Source organism: Streptomyces sp. bgisy027, from assembly GCF_057710365.1.
In genome coordinates, this window is sequence record NZ_JBYIVZ010000021.1 from 1 (window position 1) to 19,251 (window position 19,251).

The window sequence follows — 19,251 nt, forward strand, 5'->3', positions numbered from 1 at the left end:
GACGGGCTGCGTAGGCACGATCCGGGCTCTGCCGAGACTCCAGCACCGCGTACGCCACACCCCCCACCAGCCCCGACAGCAGGAAACTGCAGTCCACCCCGCCCGTCAGGGACAGCAGCGGCCCCTCGTACGACGGCAGGGAGACGGCGAGCAGGCCGACCGCCGCGCCGAGCGCCCAGGAGACGGTCGCCGGGATGTTCCAGCCGGACCGGTACCAGTAGATCCCGCCCCGTGCGCGGCGGTTGAAGACCTGGAGGGCGTCCGCGTCGTACACGCCCCGGCAGCGGGCGAAGCCGATCAGGGTGATCACCGCCCACGGGGTGCCGACGGCCGTCAGCAGCAGCACGAAGGACGTCATCGCGTCCTGCGCGGTCGAGGCGTAGTGGCCGACGAAGACGCAGATCGTGGCGACGACCGCGACCGTGCAGGTGGCGCGGGCGCGGGAGGCGCGTGGCAGGATGGCGTCGAGGTCCAGGCCCATGGAGTAGAGCATCAGGCCCGCGTTGCCGACCGAGCCGGCCGAGGCGGCGAGCAGCAGCGGCACCAGGTACCAGGCGGGGGAGGCGTCGACCAGGGGGCCCGCGTAGTCGAGGGCGGCCCGTGCCGCGTACGACGTGAAGGTGCCGAACAGCTGCGGGACCAGCAGCCCCAGGATCAGGCCCAGCCAGGTCGCGTGCAGTACCCGGCGCGAGGTGTGGCGGGCCGGTGAGATGTAGCGGGTGTAGTCGCCGAGCAGGGTGATGAAGGCGATCGGGCCCGACAGCCCCGCCGCGACCGTCGCCAGCAGCCATGTCGGCCAGAACCCGCCCAGCAGATAGCCGCCGGCCTCGGGCAGCGCGTCGGTCGTGAAGTGCGGGGCGTAGGCGATCACGCCGAGGACCAGCAGGGCCGTCATGCCGACCGCGAGGACGCGGGACAGGGCGAGCAGCACCCGGTAGCCGTACACGGCGCCCGCGACGGTCGCCGCGGCCAGCAGTCCGTAGACCACGCCGTACGACACCTCGTTCGCGGGCAGCCCGACCAGCCGGCCGAGTGCGCCCACCATCACATCGCCGCCGATCCACACGGTCAGGGCGGTGTAGCCGAGGGCGAGCAGCAGGCCGACCACCGAGCCGACCAGCCGGCCGCGCACGCCGAACTGGGCGCCGGAGGAGGTCGACAGGTTCGTCGCCGTGCGCAGGGAGATCAGGGCGAGCGGGGCGGTGAGGGCCGTGCCGACCAGCGTGCCGACCACGATCGAGCTCACCGACGCCCACCAGCCCAGGCCGAAGGAGGGGGGCAGCCAGCCGAAGACGATCACCCCGAGGCAGAGGTTCGACCCGAGCAGGATCGAGACGAGGTCCCGGGGGCCGCTGGTGCGTTCCTCCTCGGGGATGGTGTCGACTCCGCGCTGTTCCATCGGCATGGGTGGCTCCCTCGGTTTGAGTGACGTTCAATCTGAAGTGCCCGAGGTTTGCTGTCAGCCTTTCGATCCAGGGATTTTCATGTTTAGAGTGATGCTCTAACTTCGAGTCTGGCAAGGAGGTGCCGCGTCGTGAGACTGACCCCCACGGAACGTGACCGGCTGCTGCTCTTCGGAGCCGCCGAGCTGGCCCGGGCACGCAGGGCCCGCGGGCTCCGGCTGAACGTGCCCGAAGCGACCGCGATCGTCGCGGACACCGTGTGCGAGGCCGCCCGGGACGGGGCGCGGCTCGCCGAGGCGATCGAGCGCGCCCGCGGTGTGCTCGGGCCGGACGACGTGCTGCCGGGCGTCGCGGACGTCGTCACCGAGGTGCACGTGGAGGCGGTCTTCGACGACGGCTCACGGCTCGCGGTCGTGTCCGACCCCCTCGGCGGCGGACTCGGCCCCGAGGCCCCCGGCGCGCTGCTGCCGGGCCCGCAGCACGCCGCACCCGAGGCGGCCGTGCGGCTGACGGTCACCAACACCGCGACCGTGCCCGTCTCCGTCACCTCCCACTTCCACTTCTTCGAGGCGAACCCGCGCCTCGACTTCCCCCGCGAGCGGGCCTACGGCATGCGGCTCGCCGTACCGGCCGGGTCGTCCGTGCGCTTCGGGCCCGGCGAGAGCGTCGAGGTCCCACTCGTGCCGATCGGCGGCGAACGCATCGCCATCGGGTTCGCCGGACTCGTCGACGGACCGCTGGACGCCCCCGGCGCCCGCACGGAGGCACTGCGCCGCGCCGCCGCCTGCGGCTACCTCGGAGCAACCGAAACACCTGATCAGGAGGGCCGGCGATGAGCCGTCCGGGAGGCCACCCCGCCGAGGCGCGCCGCCTCACCCCGCACGAGTACGCGGCGGCGCACGGCCCTCGCGCCGGCGACCGCGTACGGCTCGGCGACTCCGGGCTGACGATCCGGGTCGAGTCCGACTCACAGCGCTACGGCGAGGAGTTCCTCGCCGGGTTCGGCAAGACCGCCCGGGACGGGCTGCACCTCAAGGCCGCCGCCGTCCGCGACACCTGCGACGTCGTCATCAGCAACGTCGTCGTCATCGACGCGGCGCTCGGGATCCGCAAGGTCTCCATCGGGATCCGGGAAGGCCGGATCTGTTCGATCGGGCGGGCCGGGAACCCCGACACCCTCGACGGGGTGGACGTGGTTGTCGGCACGGGCACCTCGATCGTGTCCGGGGAGGGGCTCATCGCCACCGCCGGAGCCGTCGACACCCATGTCCATCTGCTGTCGCCGCGCGTCATGGAGGCGTCGCTCGCCTCCGGGGTGACCACGGTCATCGGCCAGGAGTTCGGGCCGGTGTGGGGTGTCGGCGTCAACTCGCCCTGGGCGCTCAGGCACGCGTTCAACGCCTTCGACGCCTGGCCCGTCAACATCGGCTTCCTCGGGCGGGGTTCGTCCTCGCACGAGGCTCCGCTGATCGAGGGCCTCGCCGAAGGCGGCGCGTCCGGCTTCAAGGTGCACGAGGACATGGGCGCCCACACCCGTGCCCTGGACACGGCACTCCGGGTCGCCGAGGAGCACGACGTCCAAGTGGCCCTGCACAGCGACGGGTTGAACGAGTGCCTGTCGGTCGAGGACACCCTGCGGGTCCTGGAGGGCCGCACCGTCCACGCCTTCCACATAGAGGGCTGCGGCGGCGGACACGTCCCCAACGTGCTGAAGATGGCCGGAGTGCCGAACGTCATCGGCTCCTCCACCAACCCCACCCTGCCCTTCGGACGGGACGCGGTCGCCGAGCACTACGGCATGATCGTGTCCGTCCACGACCTGAAGACGGACCTGCCCGGCGACGCCGCCATGGCCCGCGACCGCATCCGCTCCGGGACGATGGGCGCCGAGGACGTGCTGCACGACCTGGGCGCGATCGGCATCACCTCCTCCGACGCGCAGGGCATGGGCCGGGCCGGCGAGACCGTCCGCCGCACCTTCGCGATGGCCGGGAAGATGAAGGCCGAGTTCGGCGCACCCGACGAGCACGACAACGAACGCGTCCTGCGCTACATGGCCAAGCTGACCATCAACCCGGCCATCGCCCACGGACTCGCCCACGAGGTCGGCTCGATCGAGGTCGGCAAGCTGGCCGACATCGTGCTGTGGCGGCCGGAGTTCTTCGGAGCCAAGCCGCAGCTGGTGCTCAAGTCCGGCTTCCCGGCGTACGGCGTGACCGGTGACCCGAACGCCGCCACCGACACCTGCGAACCCCTCGTCCTGGGCCCGCAGTTCGGGGCGTACGGCGCCACGCCCGCCGACATCTCCGTCGCCTTCGTGGCACGGGCCGCCGTCGACCAGGGGCACGACACGATGCCGACCCGGCGCCGCAGGGTCGCCGTGCGCGGCACGCGCGGCATCGGGCCCGCCGACCTGCGCCGCAACTCCCGTACCGGAGCCGTCGACGTCGACCAGCGCACGGGACTGGTCACCCTCGACGGTGAACCGCTGCACTCCGAGCCGGCCGAGTCCGTCTCCCTCAACCGCCTCTACTTCCTCTAAGGACCCCGCCATGTCTGCTGCCTCCGACGGCTTCCGCATGCCCGCCGAGTGGACCCCGCACGAGCGCACCTGGATGGCCTGGCCGGGGCCGAACGTGACCTTCGAGGACGCCGAGGATCTCGCGGCGGCCCGCCGGGCCTGGGCGTCGGTCGCCCGTGCCGTGCGGCGCTTCGAACCGGTGACGGTGGTGTGCGGCCCCGGACACTCCGAGGAGGCCCGGGCGCTGCTCGGTCCGGGTGTGGAGACCGTCGAACGGGACCTCGACGACGCCTGGATGCGCGACATCGGCCCGACGTTCCTGACCAGCAGTGCGGGTGAACTCGCCGCCGTCGACTGGACGTTCAACGGCTGGGGTGCCCAGGACTGGGCCGGCTGGGAGCACGACGCGAAGATCGCCGCACACGTCTGCGACCTGGCCGGCTCGACGAGGACGTACGCCTCGAAGCTGGTCAACGAGGGCGGGGCGATCCACGTCGACGGCGAGGGGACGGTCCTGCTCACCGAGACCGTCCAGCTCGGTCCGGAGCGCAACCCGCACTGGACGCGCGAGGAGGTCGAGGCCGAGATCCACGGCATGCTCGGCACCCGCAAGGCGATCTGGCTGCCCCGAGGCCTGACCGGCGACTACCCTCCCTACGGCTTCGGCACCCTCGGGCACGTCGACATCGTCGCGGCCTTCGCCCGGCCCGGCGTGGTCGTGGCCCATGCGCAGCCGGACCCGGCGCACCCCGACCACGAGGTGACCAGGGAGATCATCGGCCTGCTGAAGTCGCAGACGGACGCGCGCGGCCGACGCCTGGAGGTCGTGGAGGTCCCCGCGCCGACCGTCCTGGAGGCCGACGGACACTGGGCCGACTACTCCTACATCAACCACTACCTCTGCAACAGTGGCGTCGTGCTGTGCGGCTTCGACGACCCGCGCGACGAGATCGCGGCCGGCATCTTCCGGCGCCTCTTCCCGGAGCGGACGGTGACCCTCGTCGACGCCCGTACGATCTTCGCGGGCGGTGGAGGCATCCACTGCATCACACAGCAGCAGCCGAAGATCTAGGAGCCGCAGATGGCCGGTGGGCGCAGGCAGGCGCCGCCCCGTGACGAGGTCCTCGCCGCCGCCATGGAGATGATCGCCGAGCGCGGTCTGGAGAAGCTCACCATGGCGGCGCTCGGCACTCACGTCGGCATGAGCAGCGGCCATCTCCTGTACTACTTCCACTCCAAGGACGAGCTGCTGCTGCGCACCCTGGAGTGGAGCGAGGGCCGGCTCGGCGCCGAGCGCGGCCGGCTCCTCACCCGGTCCGCCTCCGCCCGCGAGCGGCTCGACGCCTACGTCGACCTGTATGTCCCCGTCGGTCACCGCGACCCGCACTGGACCCTGTGGCTGGAGGTCTGGAACCGCTCGCAGAACGCCGACGACGACGCCCGCGCACGCCAGGCAGCGATCGAGGGCGCCTGGCACCGCGACCTGGTGGCGCTGCTCGCGGAGGGGGTGTCGAGGGGCGAGTTCCGGTCGGTCGACCCGGACCGTTTCGCGGCCCGGCTGCGGGCACTCCTCGACGGCTTCTCGATCCATGTGGCCATCGGACTGCGGGGCACGGACCGAGCGCAGATCCTGCGCCACGTAAGGGAGTTCCTCGACGACAGCCTTCTCGCGGACTCCTGAGCCCATGCCCCGGTTGTACGCAATATGGGGGATTGACCATGTAACGCGCGAGGCGTTCCCCTCGTGGGGAGCCTTCGGCGAAGGCCGGGGAAACGCGTCCACGGGCGTCGGTGAGCTCGGGCGCGGAGCGCCTCGGGATCAGCACCGCCTCGTCGCAGCTCGTCGCCGGCGACACCAACGGCGCGAGCGACGGCTTCGTCCGCCGGTCGCGATGATCAACGCAGTGCTCGCATTCTGAGACGGACGGTGAGCCCGGGGGCGGTTTGTGCCAGACTTCCCCCGTGCTCTCGTTCGCCATGATTATTGGCAGCAGGCGCGCCGGTCCGCAGTGACCACCACGTACGACCAGGTACGGGTGGACACCGTCGTCCTCGACCCGCGCGCAGACCTCTCGCACCCGCGAGGGGTTTTTCGCTTTTCTGGCCCACCTTCAGCCGGGAGCAGAGCGCGAGGGATCATAGGAGGACGGTGGAGCCGGTCATTCCGGTAAAGACCGCGATCCAACGGGATCCAACAGCAGGAGCCTTGACACCATGACCGCAACCAGCGAGCTCGACGATTCGTTCCACGTCTTCGACACCACGCTGCGCGACGGCGCGCAGCGGGAGGGCATCAACCTCACCGTCGCGGACAAGCTGGCCATCGCACGGCACCTGGACGAGTTCGGTGTGGGCTTCATCGAGGGCGGCTGGCCCGGCGCCAACCCGCGCGACACCGAGTTCTTCGCCCGCGCCCAGCAGGAGATCGACTTCAGGAACGCCCAGCTGGTCGCCTTCGGCGCCACCCGGCGAGCCGGCGGCAAGGCGTCCGAGGACCCGCAGGTCAACGCGCTGCTGGAGTCCGGCGCCCCGGTGATCACCCTGGTCGCGAAGTCGCACGACCGCCACGTCGAGCTGGCCCTGCGCACCACCCTGGACGAGAACCTGGACATGGTCCGCGACACGGTCTCCCACCTCCGTGCGCAGGGCCGCCGGGTCTTCGTCGACTGCGAGCACTTCTTCGACGGCTACCGCGCCAACCCCGAGTACGCGAAAGCCGTCGTCCGTACGGCGTCGGAGGCCGGCGCGGACGTCGTGATCCTCTGCGACACCAACGGCGGCATGCTCCCCGCCCAGATCCAGGCCGTCGTCTCCACCGTCCTCGCCGACACCGGCGCCCGGCTCGGCATCCACGCCCAGGACGACACGGGCTGCGCGGTCGCCAACACCCTCGCCGCGGTCGACGCGGGCGCGACCCACGTCCAGTGCACGGCCAACGGCTACGGCGAGCGCGTCGGCAACGCCAACCTCTTCCCGGTCGTGGCGGCTCTGGAGCTCAAGTACGGCAAGAAGGTCCTCCCCGACGGCCACCTGCGCGAGATGACGCGCATCAGCCATGCCATCGCGGAGGTCGTGAACCTCACCCCCTCCACCCACCAGCCCTACGTCGGCGTGTCCGCGTTCGCGCACAAGGCCGGCCTGCACGCCTCGGCGATCAAGGTCGACCCGGACCTGTACCAGCACCTCGACCCCGAGCAGGTCGGCAACACCATGCGGATGCTGGTCTCCGACATGGCCGGCCGCGCCTCGATCGAGCTCAAGGGCAAGGAGCTCGGCGTCGACCTCGGCGGCGACCGCGAACTGGTCGGCCGGGTGGTGGAACGCGTGAAGGAGCGCGAGCTCAAGGGCTACACCTACGAGGCGGCCGACGCGAGCTTCGAACTCCTCCTGCGCGCCGAGGTCGAGGGCAGGCCCCTCAGCTACTTCCAGGTCGAGTCCTGGCGGGCGATCGTCGAGGACCGCCCCGACGGCAGCCACGCCAACGAGGCCACGGTCAAGCTCTTCGCCAAGGGCGAGCGCATCGTCGCCACGGCCGAGGGCAACGGCCCGGTCAACGCCCTCGACCGCGCGCTTCGCGTCGCCCTCGAAAAGATCTACCCCCAGCTCGCCAAGCTGGACCTCGTCGACTACAAGGTCCGCATCCTGGAAGGGGTACACGGCACCCAGTCCACGACCCGAGTCCTGATCTCGACGTCCGACGGAGCGGGGGAGTGGTCCACGGTGGGCGTGGCCGAGAACGTCATCGCCGCCTCCTGGCAGGCCCTGGAGGACGCCTACACCTACGGCCTGCTGCGCGCAGGCGTGACACCGGCCGAGTAGCGGACACCCGTCGTACGGCGGCTGCGGGCCCGTAGTGGCCGGTCGCGCAGTTCCCCGCGCCCCTGGAGGGCTGCAGCCGCCGACGGCCCCGACCGACGACGAACCTCAGGCGCTGCGCGCCCCTACTGAAGCCGCCACTTCTGGTTCGCGGCCCCCGTACAGCTCCAGATCTGCGCGCGGGCGCCGTTCGCCGAGGAGTTGTCCGTCACGTCCAGGCACTTGTTCGCGGCACGGTTGACCACGTCCCCGGTGGCGGCGTTGTACGACCACAGCTGCGCACCCGAGCCGTTGCAGTCGTCTTCAGGTGGGGGTTGTGGGGCATGCGAGGCGTGAGTAAATGACGGCTTCGTGTACGCGTCAAGAGGTCGCGCGTTCATGAGGTGAAGGGACAACGCCATTGATCCGGCCGGGACTTGGGGGCGTACCGGTTCTGACGTGAAGTCTTGACGTCAAATGGCACCCCCGGTCAACTCAAGTCGTGAGGTAAGTCGGGTGCGGACCATGAGAGTGGAGGGACGTTCCATGCGCAGAACCGCCCTGGTCGCCTCCTGGCTGCCCGGTACCGAGAGCGACGGCGTGCCGGACGTCCTCCGCAACAAGCGGCCCTTCGGCGGTCGGCTTCCCGTGACCTGGCCGAGGCGCGAGGCCCGGCTGCCGGTCAACGTCGGCGACACCGCGTACGGCCCGTGGCTCCCCGGCGGCTTGGGCCCGGCCACGCCGGCCGAGGTGCCCGAGGGCGGCGCCGCGACCCTCGGGGCGCTCGGCCTCGCGGGCGGGGACGCCGAGCAGGCCGGGACGGAGGCCGGCGGCCGTGCCCCGGTCACCAGGGCCCGGCCGATCGTCCGGCAGCGGGCGGGCGGCGCGGGGATCACCGAGGCGGTGGCGAAGCCCCGCGCCGACGCCGGCCGTCCGCTGCTGACCGGCGGTTCCGGGTGGCGGCGGAGAGGCTGGGCGCGGCGTACCGCGCGGCCTGAGCCGCCGTACGGCACGCGGCGGGATGCCGTGCGGCCTCCGGTCCCGGTGGGTTCCAGCCACCGGGACCGGCGCCTTTGCCCGGCCCATCAGGTAGCGTCGAGGGTATGAGGACTCCGCTCTTCCGGGGCCTCATGCGCTCGCTGATCGTGCCGGCCGCCGCCGCACTCGCGGTGCTCACGGCAGGCGCGCCCGGCGCACATGCGGCCACGGACCTTTCACAGGTCGCCGAGGCGCTGCGCGACGGTCCCGTGTACGTGGACCCCGCCGCCTCGGACCAACTGTCGTCGTCGGACGCCGAGGCGCTCGCCGACAAGATCGAGGACGCCGACAAACCGGTCTTCGTCGCCGTCCTCCCGGCCGATCAGCCGACGCAGAACCTGCTGCTGAACCTCCGTACGGAGACCGGCATCACGGGTCTGTACGGCGTCCGCGTGGGCGACCGCTTCGACGCGGCGGCCGACGCGTCGGTGATGTCCCGGCAGTCCGTGGACAACCTGGTCGCCTCGGTGCAGTCGGCCGGCGACCCCAAGGCCCAGCTGAACGACTTCGTCGACTCGGCGCTGCGCAATGTGGGCGGCACCGCTCCGGCGAGCTGGAGCGACGGCGGCGGCGCGGGCGTGGACGCCGGCGGTCTGATCGCCGTCGGCGCGGTGGTGCTGGCGGGCGGCGCGGGCGCGTACGCCCTGGTCCGGCGCAACCGCAGGCGCCACGAGGCGCAGCAGCGGGCGGCGCTGGAGAAGCTGCGGGTCGTGGTCGACGAGGACATCACCGCGTTCGGCGAGGAACTGGACCGCCTGGACTTCCATCCGGCGGAGCCCGGCGCCGACGACGCGATGCGCGCGGGCTACGAGCAGGCCCTGGACTCCTACGACCAGGCGAAACGGCTGATGGACTCCGCCCGCAGACCGGAGGACGTCAAGGCGGTCACACAGGCCCTGGACGACGGCAGGTTCTCCCTCACCGAGCTGGCCGCCCGCCGTGAGCACCGGCCGCTGCCGGAGCGCCGGCCGCCGTGCTTCTTCGATCCGCGGCACGGCCCGTCCGTGGCCGACGAGACCTGGACGCCACCCGGCGGCACCAGCCGCGAGGTCCCGGTCTGTGCGGCCGACCGCACCCGGCTGTCCGAGGGCCGCGACCCCGTGATCCGCGAGGTCGACACCGAGCAGGGCCGCCGCCCGTACTGGGACGCCGGACCCGCCTACGGCCCCTGGGCCGGCGGCTACTTCGGCGGCGGCCTCCTGCCCGGCCTGCTCGTCGGCACCCTGCTCGGCTCCATGATGGCCGCCCCGTCCTACGCGGCCGACTACGGCGCGGGCTACGGCTACGGCGGCTACGAGGGCGGCGACGTCTCCGGCGCCGACTTCGACAGCGGGGACTTCGGCGGCTTCGACGGCGGGGGATTCGGCGGCGGGGACTTCGGCGGCGGCGGGGACTTCGGCGGGGGCTTCTGAGGAGGCGGCGGACCAGGATCGTACGGCACGCACGGGCCCGGCGTCCGAGGACACCGGGCCCGTTTCAGGGGTGGTTCAGCGGTGCTGCGAGGTCAGAGCGAGGACGCCGCCGAGGCGATGGCGGAGGCGAAGGTGGAGACCTCCGTGTAGACGCCGGGGGCGTTGGGGCGGGCGCAGCCTATGCCCCAGCTGACGATGCCGACCTGGATCCAGGCGTTGCCGGCGTCGCGGCGGAACATCGGGCCGCCGGAGTCGCCCTGACAGGTGTCGACGCCGCCCGAGGGCAGACCGGCACAGATCTCCTCGTTCGCGACGAGGCCGCTGTAGCCGCTGTAGGAGCGGCACTGGGCGTCGCTGACGAAGGGCACGTTGGCTTTGAGCATGTAGCGCTGCTGGGCGCCGCCCTCACGGGCCGCGCCCCAGCCGGCGACGGTGAAGGTGCCGGTGTTGTACTGCGTGGTCGTGGCGATCTTCAGCGTCGGCAGGTTGATCGGCTGGGCGAGCTTGATCAGCGCCCAGTCCTTGCCGTTGCCGTTGTAGCCGGGGGCCCGGTACACGTACGTGGAGCGGACCTGCACCCGGCCGCTGGTGGACTGCAGGTCCACGACGCCCGCGGTGGCGGTGATGGAGGTGTTGGCGCCGGTCGCGCCCACGCAGTGCGCGGCGGTGAGCACGATCTGCTGGGTGTAGAGCGCGCCGCCGCAGCCCATGGAGAGCCGGACCATGAACGGGAACTCGCCCTGCGCGGCGCGGGTTCCGCCGACGACACGGGAGTCGGCGGCCTGCGCGGCCGAGACGGGCTGAAGGCTGACGATCGCGAGAGCGGCGGCGCCGAGGGCCGCGCATCTCTTGAGCGCGGTGAGGAGCTTCTTCAACGTGATGCCTTCCGTGGGGGGTTGGACATGCGAACGTGGAGAGAGCAGGGAAGTGGCGGGAGCATGCCAAGCGGAGGGGAGTGAGCAACTGCTGACATCCTGCTGACATGTGCCGGTCAATTCCGTTGCTGGATTATGGGAATCCCATGACCGCCCCCACAAGGGGCAAAATCCGGCCACGCCCGTTCAGGCGCGGGGGTGCCCGTCCGGGCCCGGTCGCGCGTACCGCTCTCCGGCGGCATGCCACCAGCCGGGCGGGGAGGGGCCGTTGACGACAGAGGTCGGCTGCTCGGGGTGCAGTCCGAGCAGCCGGAGGGCACCGGCGTCGACATGGACGGTGATCCACGCACGCCAGTGCCCGTCGGTCCCGGGCGCACACACGCGATCCCAGCGGACCTCGCCCGCGGTGAACGGCATCCAGTCGATGCCGCGCTCACGCAGTCAGGCGCGCACGGCGGCCAGGGGGTGCAGGCTCCCCTTCTCGAACTCTTAGGAGGCGATGGCGAGCCATGCGGGACCCGGGCGGGACGTGGCGGTCATGCCGACGATGATGCCCGGGTGCGGCGTCCGGCCGCGCGCCGATTTCGCCGTGCGGTCAGGCAGGCCGTGAGCAGCGCCACCGCGACCGGCGCGGTGCTGGTCCACATCGGCTGACCGGTGGCCGCGCGCCGATTTCGCCGAGTGGTTGGGTTGGCGGTCGGTAGCGCCACCGCGACCGGCGCGGTGCTGGTCCACATCGGCTGACCGGTGGCCGCGTGCCGATTTCGCCGAGTGGTTGGGTTGGCGGTCAGTAGCGCCACCGCGACCGGCGCGGCGCTGGCCCACACCGGCGGAGGCGGATCACTCCGCGCCGGCCCGGAAGCGTCTGGTCGATGGTCGATGTGCGGCGGGTGGCGGAACTCGTCGCCGAGGGACGGATGCGTGCTGCGGGCCTCGCCGAGGTGGAGGCGGCGAAGGCGGACGGCCGGTGGGCCGGGGCGTACGAGTCGCAGGCCGTGGCGGAGGTTCCCGCCGAGCTGGCGGCGGCGCTCGCCGAGAACCCCCGTGCCGGGGCGGCCTTCGAGAAGCTGAGCAGGACCGAGCGCTACCAGGTCATGCTCGGCCTTCTGCAAGCCCGGACCGGGTGCGGCCGGGCGGCCCGGGTCGCCGCGATCGTGCGGGACATGGCGAAGCGCCGGTGAGCGTGCTGCTCACCGGCGCTTCGAGGGGTGCGTGGGGTCACGCGTTCCGGATCGCCGAGATGTCGAAGTTCAGCTTGATCTTGTCGGAGACCAGCACGCCGCCCGTCTCCAGCGCGGCGTTCCAGGTCAGGCCCCACTCGGAGCGCAGGATCTCCGCCTTGCCCTCGAAGCCGACGCGCTCGTTGCCGAACGGGTCCTTCGCGGCGCCGTTGAACTCCAGGTCGATGGTGATCGACCGGGTGGTGCCGAGGATCTCCAGGTCACCGGTGATGCGGTAGTCGTCACCGCCGAGGGCCTCCGCCCCGGTGGAGCGGAAGGTCATCGTCGGAAACTCCTCGATCTTGAAGAAGTCCGCGCTCTTGAGGTGGCCGTCACGGTCTGCGGAACCGGTGTCGATGCTGTCCATCTTGATGTCGAGGGACGCGGTCGACGCCGACGGGTCGCTGCCGTCCAGGTGCAGTGAGCCGCTGAAGTCGAGGAATTTGCCCTTGACGTTGGTGACCATGGCGTGCCGCGCGACGAAGCCGATCGTGGAGTGCGCCGGGTCGATCGTGTACTCGCCGGTCAGCGCGGCCAGGTCGGGGCCGGCGGCGGCAGCAGCGGTCGCGGTGGCGGTGTCGGCGGTGTCCTTGCGGTTGAAGATGCCCATGGCGTGCTCCTCGGGAGATGATGTTGAATCTTGAACTACTCAACACGGATCACCGTAGACCTATTCCGTTCAGCTTTCAACATCATTCAGGGCGTGTCCGTGGAGTTACTCGCCGTCACGTGATAGGGCATGGACATGACTCCGACGCGCCGTGCCTTCCTGTACGCCGCCGCCCTCACCGCCTCCTTCGCGCAGGCCGCCGCAACCCCGGCCCGCGCGGCGGACGCCGACCCCTGTGAAGCGCTCCGCCGGCGCTGGCTCGACATCGCCCTCGGCACCGGCTACGACCCTGCGGCGGAGCCGTACGCCTCCCGCCTCGCCGAGACCGGCACCCTCGCGCGCCGCTTCCGTGCCACGATGGCCCCCACCCCCACCTCCCTGTGGCCCGGCCACCCCTTCGACCCGCCCGCCGGCATCACCCAGAGCTACAGCCGCCTGTGGACGATGACCCGGGCCTACGGCCGGCAGGGCACCGGCTCCACCGCCGACCCCGGCCTCCTCGCCGACGTCCTGCGCGGCCTCGACCACCTCTCCGCCACCGTCTACAACCCCGCCACCACCCGCTACGGCAACTGGTGGGAATGGCAGATCGGCAGCCCTCGCCTGCTGACCGACATCACGGCCGCGCTGTACGACCACCTCACCGGCGACCGCATCGCGGCGGCCTGCGCGGCCGTCGACCACTTCATCCCCGACGCGATGCTCACCGACTACTCCGGCACGTCCACCGGTGCCAACCGCGTCGACCTGTGCCGCAGCGTCGCCCTGCGCGGCATCCTCGGACGCACCCCGGCGAAGATCGCGCTCGCCCGGGACGCGCTCTCCCCGGTCTTCCCGTACGTCACCAAGGGGGACGGCCTGCACGCCGACGGCTCCTTCGTCCAGCACACCTGGGTCGCCTACTCCGGCACCTACGGTCAGGTCCTCCTCGACGGCCTCGGCCGCCTCTTCGCGCTGCTCGCCGGATCCGAGTGGGAGGTGACCGACCCGGACCGCCAGATCGTCCTCGACAGTGTCGAGCGCGCCTACGCGCCTCTCATCCACGACGGTCTGGTGATGGACGGCGTCAACGGCCGTGCGATCAGCCGGGGTTACCTCAAGAGCGACGACCGGCAGGTGATGCGCAGCGACCACTACCACGGGCAGGGCGTCATCGCCGCGATCGCGCTGCTCGCGGACGGCGCGAGCGCGGCGGAGCGTGAACGCTGGTACGGCAGGCTCAAGGGCTGGATCCAACGGGACACCGTCACACCGATCTTGACGGCACGTCAGTTCGGCGTGGCCGACCTCGCCCGCCTGCACGCCGTCGCCCAGTCGCCGGTCCCAGCGGCCGCCGACCCCGTCGGCCACCACCTCTTCGCCGCGATGGACCGGGCGGTGCACCGCCGCCCGCGCTTCGTCGCGAGCATCGCCATGGCGAGCGACCGCATCGCCCACTACGAGTGCGGCAACGGCGAGAACCCGCGCGGCTGGCACACCGGGGCCGGAATGGTGTCATGGTGGGCCGACGGCCTGGGCGATCAGTACACCGACTGGTACTGGCCGACGGTCGACTGGTACCGCCTCCCCGGCACGACCGTCTCCACCCGCCGCCTCCCGGACCGGGCCGGCGGTGAGTGGGGTGAGCCCAAGCCCGCGGTGCGCTGGGTCGGTGGCACGACGGACGGTGAGTACGCGGCGATCGGACAGCATCTGAAGGGACTCGGCTCGACCCTGGAGGCCCGCAAGTCGTGGTTCTGCACCGCGGACGCCGTGATCTGCCTGGGCGCCGGGATCACCTGCACGGACGGCGTGCCCGTCGAGACCGTCGTCGACAACCGCAACCTGGGGGAGAACGGCACCCAGGCCCTGCTGTGCGGCCCCGGCTGGGCCCATCTCACCGGCCACGGCGGCTGGGTGGTGCCGTACGGCGAACTGCGCACCCTGCGCGAGGACCGCACCGGCGCCTGGGCCGACATCAACACCACCGGCACCACCGAGCGCCGCACCCGCCGATGGCAGACCCTGTGGCTGGATCACGGCACCGACCCGACGGACGCGGCCTACATCTACCTGCTCATGCCCGGCGCCCGCCGTGCGGAGGTGGCCGCCCGCGCCGCCGACCGGACGTGGCTGCGGGTACTCGCCAACGACGCCGGCCGCCAGGCGGTCCGCGTCCCCTCCCTGGGCCTGACGGTCGCGAACTTCTGGCAGCCGGGCACGGCCGGTGACCTCACCGCCTCCGCCGGCGCGAGTGTGCTGCTCCGGCGCCGGGGCCGTACCGCTACGCTCTGCGTGAGCGAGCCGCCGCGCACCGGCGAGCCGCTGGAGATCACCTGGGACCGTCCCGTACGACGGATCCTGTGGGCGGACGAGTCGGTCGAGATCCTCGCGACCGGACGCCGACTGCGGGTCCGCGTCACTCCGGGGATGGTATGCGCCACCCATCGATGTGAGGTGGCTCTCGCCTGACGGCTTTGTACGACCTCCACAACGCGGACGCCCTCTGAGCAGTCGGAAAGGCTGCATGCGGTCAGGGTTCTGTTCAGTGGCACCAGGAAATGGGTCCGGAGACTGTACGGAGTCAACGGCTCGCTTTCGCGCGCGTCCTTCGTAAGGTCGCTACATGACCGTTTTGGATGAGGCACCGGGTGAGCCGATCGACGCCCGCGGGCGGACGGCCGAACTGCACGAGATCCGTGCGCAGGCGCTGGCCGGCCCGAGCGAGAAGGCGACCGCGGCGCAGCACGCCAAGGGCAAGCTGACCGCCCGGGAGCGCATCGAGCTGCTCCTGGACCCGGGTTCCTTCCGGGAGGTCGAGCAGCTGCGCCGGCACCGCGCGGTCGGTTTCGGCCTGGAGGCCAAGAAGCCGTACACCGACGGTGTCATCACGGGCTGGGGCACGGTCGAGGGCCGCACGGTCTTCGTGTACGCGCACGACTTCCGGATCTTCGGCGGCGCGCTGGGCGAGGCCCACGCCACGAAGATCCACAAGATCATGGACATGGCCATCGCGGCCGGTGCCCCGCTGGTCTCCCTGAATGACGGCGCCGGAGCCCGTATCCAGGAGGGCGTCTCGGCGCTCGCCGGCTACGGCGGCATCTTCCAGCGCAACACCAAGGCGTCCGGCGTCATCCCGCAGATCTCGGTCATGCTCGGCCCCTGCGCGGGCGGCGCGGCGTACTCGCCGGCCCTCACGGACTTCGTGTTCATGGTCCGCGAGACCTCCCAGATGTTCATCACCGGCCCGGACGTGGTCAAGGCGGTGACGGGCGAGGAGATCACCCAGAACGGCCTGGGCGGCGCCGACGTGCACGCCGAGACCTCCGGCGTCTGCCACTTCGCGTACGACGACGAGGAGACGTGCATCGCGGAGGTCCGCTACCTCCTCTCGCTCCTCCCGCAGAACAACCGCGAGAACCCGCCCCGGGTCGAGCCCTCGGACGCGCCCGACCGCCGCAGCGAGGTGCTCCTCGACCTGGTCCCGGCGGACGGCAACCGTCCCTACGACATGGCCAAGGTCATCGAGGAGATCGTCGACGACGGCGAGTACCTCGAGGTCCACGAGCGCTGGGCGCGCAACATCATCTGTGCGCTCGCCCGGCTCGACGGTCAGGTCGTCGGCATCGTGGCCAACCAGCCGCAGTCCCTCGCGGGCGTCCTGGACATCGAGGCGAGCGAAAAAGCTGCGCGCTTTGTCCAGATGTGTGACGCTTTTAACATTCCGATCGTCACTTTCCTGGACGTCCCCGGGTTCCTTCCGGGTGTCGACCAGGAGCACGGCGGCATCATCCGGCACGGCGCGAAGCTCCTCTACGCCTACTGCAACGCGACGGTGCCGCGGATCTCGCTGATCCTGCGCAAGGCGTACGGAGGTGCCTACATCGTCATGGACAGCCAGTCCATCGGTGCGGACCTCACCTATGCGTGGCCGACGAACGAGATCGCCGTGATGGGCGCGGAAGGCGCGGCCAACGTCATCTTCCGCCGGCAGATCGCCGAGGCCGAGGACCCCGAGGTCATGCGGGCGCGCATGGTCAAGGAGTACAAGTCCGAGCTCATGCACCCGTACTACGCGGCCGAGCGTGGCCTGGTGGACGACGTGATCGACCCCGCCGAGACCCGCGAGGTGCTCGTGAAGTCCCTGGCGATGCTCCACACCAAGCACGCCGACCTGCCGTCCCGCAAGCACGGCAACCCCCCGCAGTAACCCGGCGGATCCTTCGCGGTACCCCTGCGGAAACCTCTCTCACGGAGACTGTGACCTATGAACTCCCCTGACATTCGCGTCGAGAAGGGCCACGCCGAGCCCGAGGAAGTCGCGGCCATCACGGCGATCCTGCTGGCCCGCGCCGCCGCCCGCCCGACCGACGCCGCTCCGGCCCACCGGGGTCGCGCGAAGGCGGGCTGGCGCCGACTGGAACGCGAGCCGGGCTTCCGCGCCCCGCACAGCTGGCGCTGAGGCCGGCAACGCTTGTACGGCCCCGTTCTCCCCTCGGGAGGACGGGGCCGTCGGCATGAGGCGCTCAGGAGCCCGGGGGTGCCGTCCCGCGGGCGGCTGCGGGCGGTCGTGGGCCGTTCGTGCAGTTCCCCGCGCCCCTGAACTCGGGGCCAGTGGCCCGACCTTCAAGGGGCGCGGGGAACTGCACGATCAGCCCCACTCACCCGCAGCGGCCATGGAACGAGCAACGGCCCCCGTCCCTCCCACAGGAGGCACGGGGGCCGCAGCCGAAACGGGCCGGAGAGGCGGGCCGCTAGCGCAGTCGGGCCATCAGCGCATGCTCGACCAGGGTGATCAGCGCCGACTTCGCGTCCGCGCGGTGGCGGGCGTCCGTCGTGATGATCGGGGTGTCGGGGCCGATCTGGAGGGCCTCACGGACCTCGTCCGGGTTGTACGGCTGGTTGCCGTCGAAGCCGTTCAGGGCGATCACGAAGGGGAGACCCGAGTTCTCGAAGTAGTCGACCGCGGGGAAGCAGTCGGCGAGACGGCGGGTGTCCACCAGGACGATCGCGCCGATGGCGCCGCGTACCAGGTCGTCCCACATGAACCAGAAGCGGTCCTGACCCGGCGTACCGAAGAGGTACAGGATCAGGTCCTGGTCCAGGGTGATGCGTCCGAAGTCCATGGCGACCGTGGTGGTCGTCTTGTCCCCGGTGTGAGTGAGGTCGTCGATGCCCGCCGAAGCTGACGTCATCACGGCCTCTGTGCGCAGCGGGTTGATCTCCGAGACGGCGCCGACGAACGTGGTCTTGCCCACGCCGAAGCCGCCCGCCACCACGATCTTCGCGGAGGTGGTGGAGCGGGAAGGACCGCCGCTAGAGCTTGCGAAGTCCACTGAGCACCCTTTCGAGCAGTGTCACGTCTGGCTGGCCGCCGGCGTTCTCGTCGCCGCCGGGCTGATGGATCGCGACCAGTCCCGCCTCCGCCAAGTCGGCGACGAGGATTCTGGCCACGCCGAGAGGGATCGTGAGGAGAGCCGAGACCTCGGCTACCGACTTGATCTCCCGGCAGAGGTTGCAGATTCGCTGATGCTCGGGCAGCTGGCCCTGCATCTGGTGCGGCTGCGCGGTGGTGTGCACCAGTGCCTCGATGGCGAGCTGGTAGCGCGGGCGCGTCCGGCCGCCGGTCATGGCGTACGGGCGCACCAAGGGGTTGTTCGACGCCCCGGCGGGCGCCGGCTCGGGGGCGCGTCGCTGCGGCTGCACCGGCTGGATGCGCGGTGCCGGCGGCTGGTCGTACGGCGAGGGGCCGGGGCCCTGCGGAGCGTACGGCTGCCTCTGGCTCGGCTGGGAGGGGAAGTTGTACCGGTTCTGGGAACCGTCGTTCTGGCCCTGGGCAGGGCCGTACGACCAGTTGCCCGATGATGAACCGTCTGGGGGTGTTGCCACTTTCTCTCCTCCTCCGACTGTGCCTGGCACCCATCATGTGGAGCCGCGTCCCGAAACCTTACGGCCACGGGACGCCAAAACGCACCGCTGTCTGTCAGTTGAGCAGGCTCCCTTGGAGCTCCGCACGCAGATCCGGCGTCAGGACCGTACCGGCACGGTCGACCAGAAGTGCCATCTCGTACCCAATGAGGCCGATGTCCGCCTCGGGATGTGCGAGCACCGCGAGGGAGGAACCGTCGGAGATGGACATCAGGAAGAGGAATCCCCGCTCCATCTCCACAACCGTCTGGTTCACGCTGCCGCCCTCGAAGATGCGGGAGGCGCCTGCCGTCAGAGACGTCAGACCGGAGGCGACGGCCGCGAGCTGGTCGGCGCGGTCGCGCGGAAAGCCTTCGGACATCGCCAGAAGGAGTCCGTCGGCGGAGACCACCACCGTGTGCGACACCCCGGGGGTGTTGTCCACGAAGTTGGTGATCAACCAGTTCAGGTTCTGTGCCGCCTGGCTCATC

At 71.1% G+C, this 19,251-nt stretch carries 18 protein-coding genes and 2 pseudogenes; 12 read left to right on the forward strand and 8 right to left on the reverse strand.

What is annotated here, in order from left to right; translation table 11 throughout:
- On the reverse strand, window positions 1-1,405 hold a 1,405-nt coding region (locus AC3ETA_RS22155), incomplete at its 3' end, for a cytosine permease (protein WP_432194643.1).
- A gap of 129 nt (window positions 1,406-1,534) precedes the next feature.
- Between AC3ETA_RS22155 and ureA the strand changes: the two genes are divergently transcribed.
- From ureA to cimA, 5 genes are all read left to right on the forward strand, one after another.
- The gene (ureA, locus tag AC3ETA_RS22160; RefSeq protein ID WP_432194644.1) at window positions 1,535-2,239 is read left to right on the forward strand and encodes an urease subunit gamma; all 705 of its coding nucleotides are present in this window, start codon (window positions 1,535-1,537) and stop codon (window positions 2,237-2,239) included.
- On the forward strand, window positions 2,236-3,945 hold the full coding sequence (locus AC3ETA_RS22165; RefSeq protein ID WP_432194645.1) for an urease subunit alpha: 1,710 nt from the start codon (window positions 2,236-2,238) through the stop codon (window positions 3,943-3,945). Before ureA ends, AC3ETA_RS22165 begins: the two co-directional genes overlap by 4 nt.
- A 10-nt stretch (window positions 3,946-3,955) precedes the next feature.
- Window positions 3,956-4,996: an agmatine deiminase family protein gene (locus tag AC3ETA_RS22170; protein ID WP_432194646.1), complete on the forward strand. Its 1,041-nt coding sequence runs from the start codon at window positions 3,956-3,958 to the stop codon at window positions 4,994-4,996.
- A gap of 9 nt (window positions 4,997-5,005) precedes the next feature.
- Window positions 5,006-5,605, forward strand: a complete 600-nt coding sequence (locus tag AC3ETA_RS22175; RefSeq protein ID WP_432194647.1) for a TetR/AcrR family transcriptional regulator — start codon at window positions 5,006-5,008, stop codon at window positions 5,603-5,605.
- Window positions 5,606-6,138: 533 nt separating this feature from the next.
- Window positions 6,139-7,743 carry a citramalate synthase gene (gene cimA, locus AC3ETA_RS22180; RefSeq protein ID WP_432194648.1) on the forward strand — a complete coding sequence of 535 codons (1,605 nt, stop codon included), beginning with the start codon at window positions 6,139-6,141 and terminating at the stop codon, window positions 7,741-7,743.
- A gap of 122 nt (window positions 7,744-7,865) precedes the next feature.
- Here the strand turns inward: cimA and AC3ETA_RS22185 are convergent.
- Window positions 7,866-8,039, reverse strand: a pseudogene (locus tag AC3ETA_RS22185) (ricin-type beta-trefoil lectin domain protein); the annotation flags it as partial.
- A gap of 226 nt (window positions 8,040-8,265) precedes the next feature.
- On the opposite strand from AC3ETA_RS22185, the gene AC3ETA_RS22190 reads away from it, so the two are divergent.
- Window positions 8,266-8,826 carry a glycoside hydrolase family 3 protein gene (locus tag AC3ETA_RS22190; protein WP_432194649.1) on the forward strand — a complete coding sequence of 187 codons (561 nt, stop codon included), beginning with the start codon at window positions 8,266-8,268 and terminating at the stop codon, window positions 8,824-8,826.
- Entirely contained in the window at window positions 8,823-10,169 is a 1,347-nt protein-coding gene (locus tag AC3ETA_RS22195) for a hypothetical protein (protein ID WP_432194650.1), read from the forward strand. The genes AC3ETA_RS22190 and AC3ETA_RS22195 overlap by 4 nt, the downstream gene beginning before the upstream one ends.
- 92 nt (window positions 10,170-10,261) lie before the next feature.
- On the opposite strand, the gene AC3ETA_RS22200 is transcribed toward AC3ETA_RS22195, so the two are convergent.
- Together AC3ETA_RS22200 and AC3ETA_RS22205 are read right to left on the reverse strand one after the other, a co-directional pair.
- Window positions 10,262-11,044 carry a S1 family peptidase gene (locus tag AC3ETA_RS22200; RefSeq protein ID WP_432194651.1) on the reverse strand — a complete coding sequence of 261 codons (783 nt, stop codon included), beginning with the start codon at window positions 11,042-11,044 and terminating at the stop codon, window positions 10,262-10,264.
- Window positions 11,045-11,230: 186 nt separating this feature from the next.
- Complete coding sequence (locus tag AC3ETA_RS22205) at window positions 11,231-11,461, reverse strand: hypothetical protein (RefSeq protein ID WP_432194652.1); 231 nt, start codon at window positions 11,459-11,461, stop codon at window positions 11,231-11,233.
- Between the two features lie 419 nt (window positions 11,462-11,880).
- On the opposite strand from AC3ETA_RS22205, the pseudogene AC3ETA_RS22210 reads away from it, so the two are divergent.
- Window positions 11,881-11,973 (forward strand): annotated as a pseudogene (locus tag AC3ETA_RS22210) (YdeI/OmpD-associated family protein); the annotation flags it as partial.
- On the forward strand, window positions 11,962-12,225 hold the full coding sequence (locus tag AC3ETA_RS22215) for a YdeI/OmpD-associated family protein (protein WP_488187644.1): 264 nt from the start codon (window positions 11,962-11,964) through the stop codon (window positions 12,223-12,225). The pseudogene AC3ETA_RS22210 and the gene AC3ETA_RS22215, both read left to right, overlap by 12 nt.
- Before the next feature lie 37 nt (window positions 12,226-12,262).
- Here AC3ETA_RS22215 and AC3ETA_RS22220 read toward each other — a convergent pair whose 3' ends face one another.
- Window positions 12,263-12,874, reverse strand: coding sequence for a YceI family protein (locus AC3ETA_RS22220; protein WP_432194654.1), 612 nt, complete (start codon window positions 12,872-12,874; stop codon window positions 12,263-12,265).
- 135 nt (window positions 12,875-13,009) lie between these two features.
- On the opposite strand from AC3ETA_RS22220, the gene AC3ETA_RS22225 reads away from it, so the two are divergent.
- The 3 genes from AC3ETA_RS22225 (at window position 13,010) to AC3ETA_RS22235 (ending at window position 17,315) form a co-directional block, all read left to right on the forward strand.
- Window positions 13,010-15,325, forward strand: coding sequence for a polysaccharide lyase 8 family protein (locus AC3ETA_RS22225; protein ID WP_432194655.1), 2,316 nt, complete (start codon window positions 13,010-13,012; stop codon window positions 15,323-15,325).
- 154 nt (window positions 15,326-15,479) lie between these two features.
- On the forward strand, window positions 15,480-17,063 hold the full coding sequence (locus tag AC3ETA_RS22230; protein WP_432194656.1) for an acyl-CoA carboxylase subunit beta: 1,584 nt from the start codon (window positions 15,480-15,482) through the stop codon (window positions 17,061-17,063).
- A gap of 57 nt (window positions 17,064-17,120) precedes the next feature.
- On the forward strand, window positions 17,121-17,315 hold the full coding sequence (locus tag AC3ETA_RS22235) for an acyl-CoA carboxylase subunit epsilon (protein WP_432194657.1): 195 nt from the start codon (window positions 17,121-17,123) through the stop codon (window positions 17,313-17,315).
- 292 nt (window positions 17,316-17,607) lie between these two features.
- Here the strand turns inward: AC3ETA_RS22235 and AC3ETA_RS22240 are convergent, their stop codons facing one another.
- The 3 genes from AC3ETA_RS22240 to AC3ETA_RS22250 form a co-directional block, all read right to left on the reverse strand.
- Window positions 17,608-18,189: a GTP-binding protein gene (locus AC3ETA_RS22240; protein WP_026248371.1), complete on the reverse strand. Its 582-nt coding sequence runs from the start codon at window positions 18,187-18,189 to the stop codon at window positions 17,608-17,610.
- Complete coding sequence (locus AC3ETA_RS22245; RefSeq protein ID WP_030948717.1) at window positions 18,170-18,742, reverse strand: DUF742 domain-containing protein; 573 nt, start codon at window positions 18,740-18,742, stop codon at window positions 18,170-18,172. Before AC3ETA_RS22245 ends, AC3ETA_RS22240 begins: the two co-directional genes overlap by 20 nt.
- Window positions 18,743-18,836: 94 nt before the next feature.
- Window positions 18,837-19,250 carry a roadblock/LC7 domain-containing protein gene (locus tag AC3ETA_RS22250; RefSeq protein WP_030948713.1) on the reverse strand — a complete coding sequence of 138 codons (414 nt, stop codon included), beginning with the start codon at window positions 19,248-19,250 and terminating at the stop codon, window positions 18,837-18,839.
- Between the last annotated feature and the right edge of the window lies 1 nt (window position 19,251).

What these genes read in the sequence shown, in the direction of transcription:
- cimA (WP_432194648.1), top strand. Translation starts at nt 6,139, where the DNA reads ATGACCGCAACCAGCGAGCTCGACGATTCGTTCCACGTCTTCGACACC.
- AC3ETA_RS22225 (WP_432194655.1), top strand. Translation starts at nt 13,010, where the DNA reads ATGACTCCGACGCGCCGTGCCTTCCTGTACGCCGCCGCCCTCACCGCC.
- AC3ETA_RS22215 (WP_488187644.1), top strand. Translation starts at nt 11,962, where the DNA reads ATGCGTGCTGCGGGCCTCGCCGAGGTGGAGGCGGCGAAGGCGGACGGC.
- AC3ETA_RS22195 (WP_432194650.1), top strand. Translation starts at nt 8,823, where the DNA reads ATGAGGACTCCGCTCTTCCGGGGCCTCATGCGCTCGCTGATCGTGCCG.
- AC3ETA_RS22230 (WP_432194656.1), top strand. Translation starts at nt 15,480, where the DNA reads ATGACCGTTTTGGATGAGGCACCGGGTGAGCCGATCGACGCCCGCGGG.
- AC3ETA_RS22175 (WP_432194647.1), top strand. Translation starts at nt 5,006, where the DNA reads ATGGCCGGTGGGCGCAGGCAGGCGCCGCCCCGTGACGAGGTCCTCGCC.
- AC3ETA_RS22165 (WP_432194645.1), top strand. Translation starts at nt 2,236, where the DNA reads ATGAGCCGTCCGGGAGGCCACCCCGCCGAGGCGCGCCGCCTCACCCCG.
- AC3ETA_RS22170 (WP_432194646.1), top strand. Translation starts at nt 3,956, where the DNA reads ATGTCTGCTGCCTCCGACGGCTTCCGCATGCCCGCCGAGTGGACCCCG.
- AC3ETA_RS22235 (WP_432194657.1), top strand. Translation starts at nt 17,121, where the DNA reads ATGAACTCCCCTGACATTCGCGTCGAGAAGGGCCACGCCGAGCCCGAG.
- AC3ETA_RS22205 (WP_432194652.1), bottom strand. Translation starts at nt 11,461, where the DNA reads ATGCCGTTCACCGCGGGCGAGGTCCGCTGGGATCGCGTGTGTGCGCCC.
- AC3ETA_RS22190 (WP_432194649.1), top strand. Translation starts at nt 8,266, where the DNA reads ATGCGCAGAACCGCCCTGGTCGCCTCCTGGCTGCCCGGTACCGAGAGC.
- AC3ETA_RS22250 (WP_030948713.1), bottom strand. Translation starts at nt 19,250, where the DNA reads ATGAGCCAGGCGGCACAGAACCTGAACTGGTTGATCACCAACTTCGTG.
- AC3ETA_RS22220 (WP_432194654.1), bottom strand. Translation starts at nt 12,874, where the DNA reads ATGGGCATCTTCAACCGCAAGGACACCGCCGACACCGCCACCGCGACC.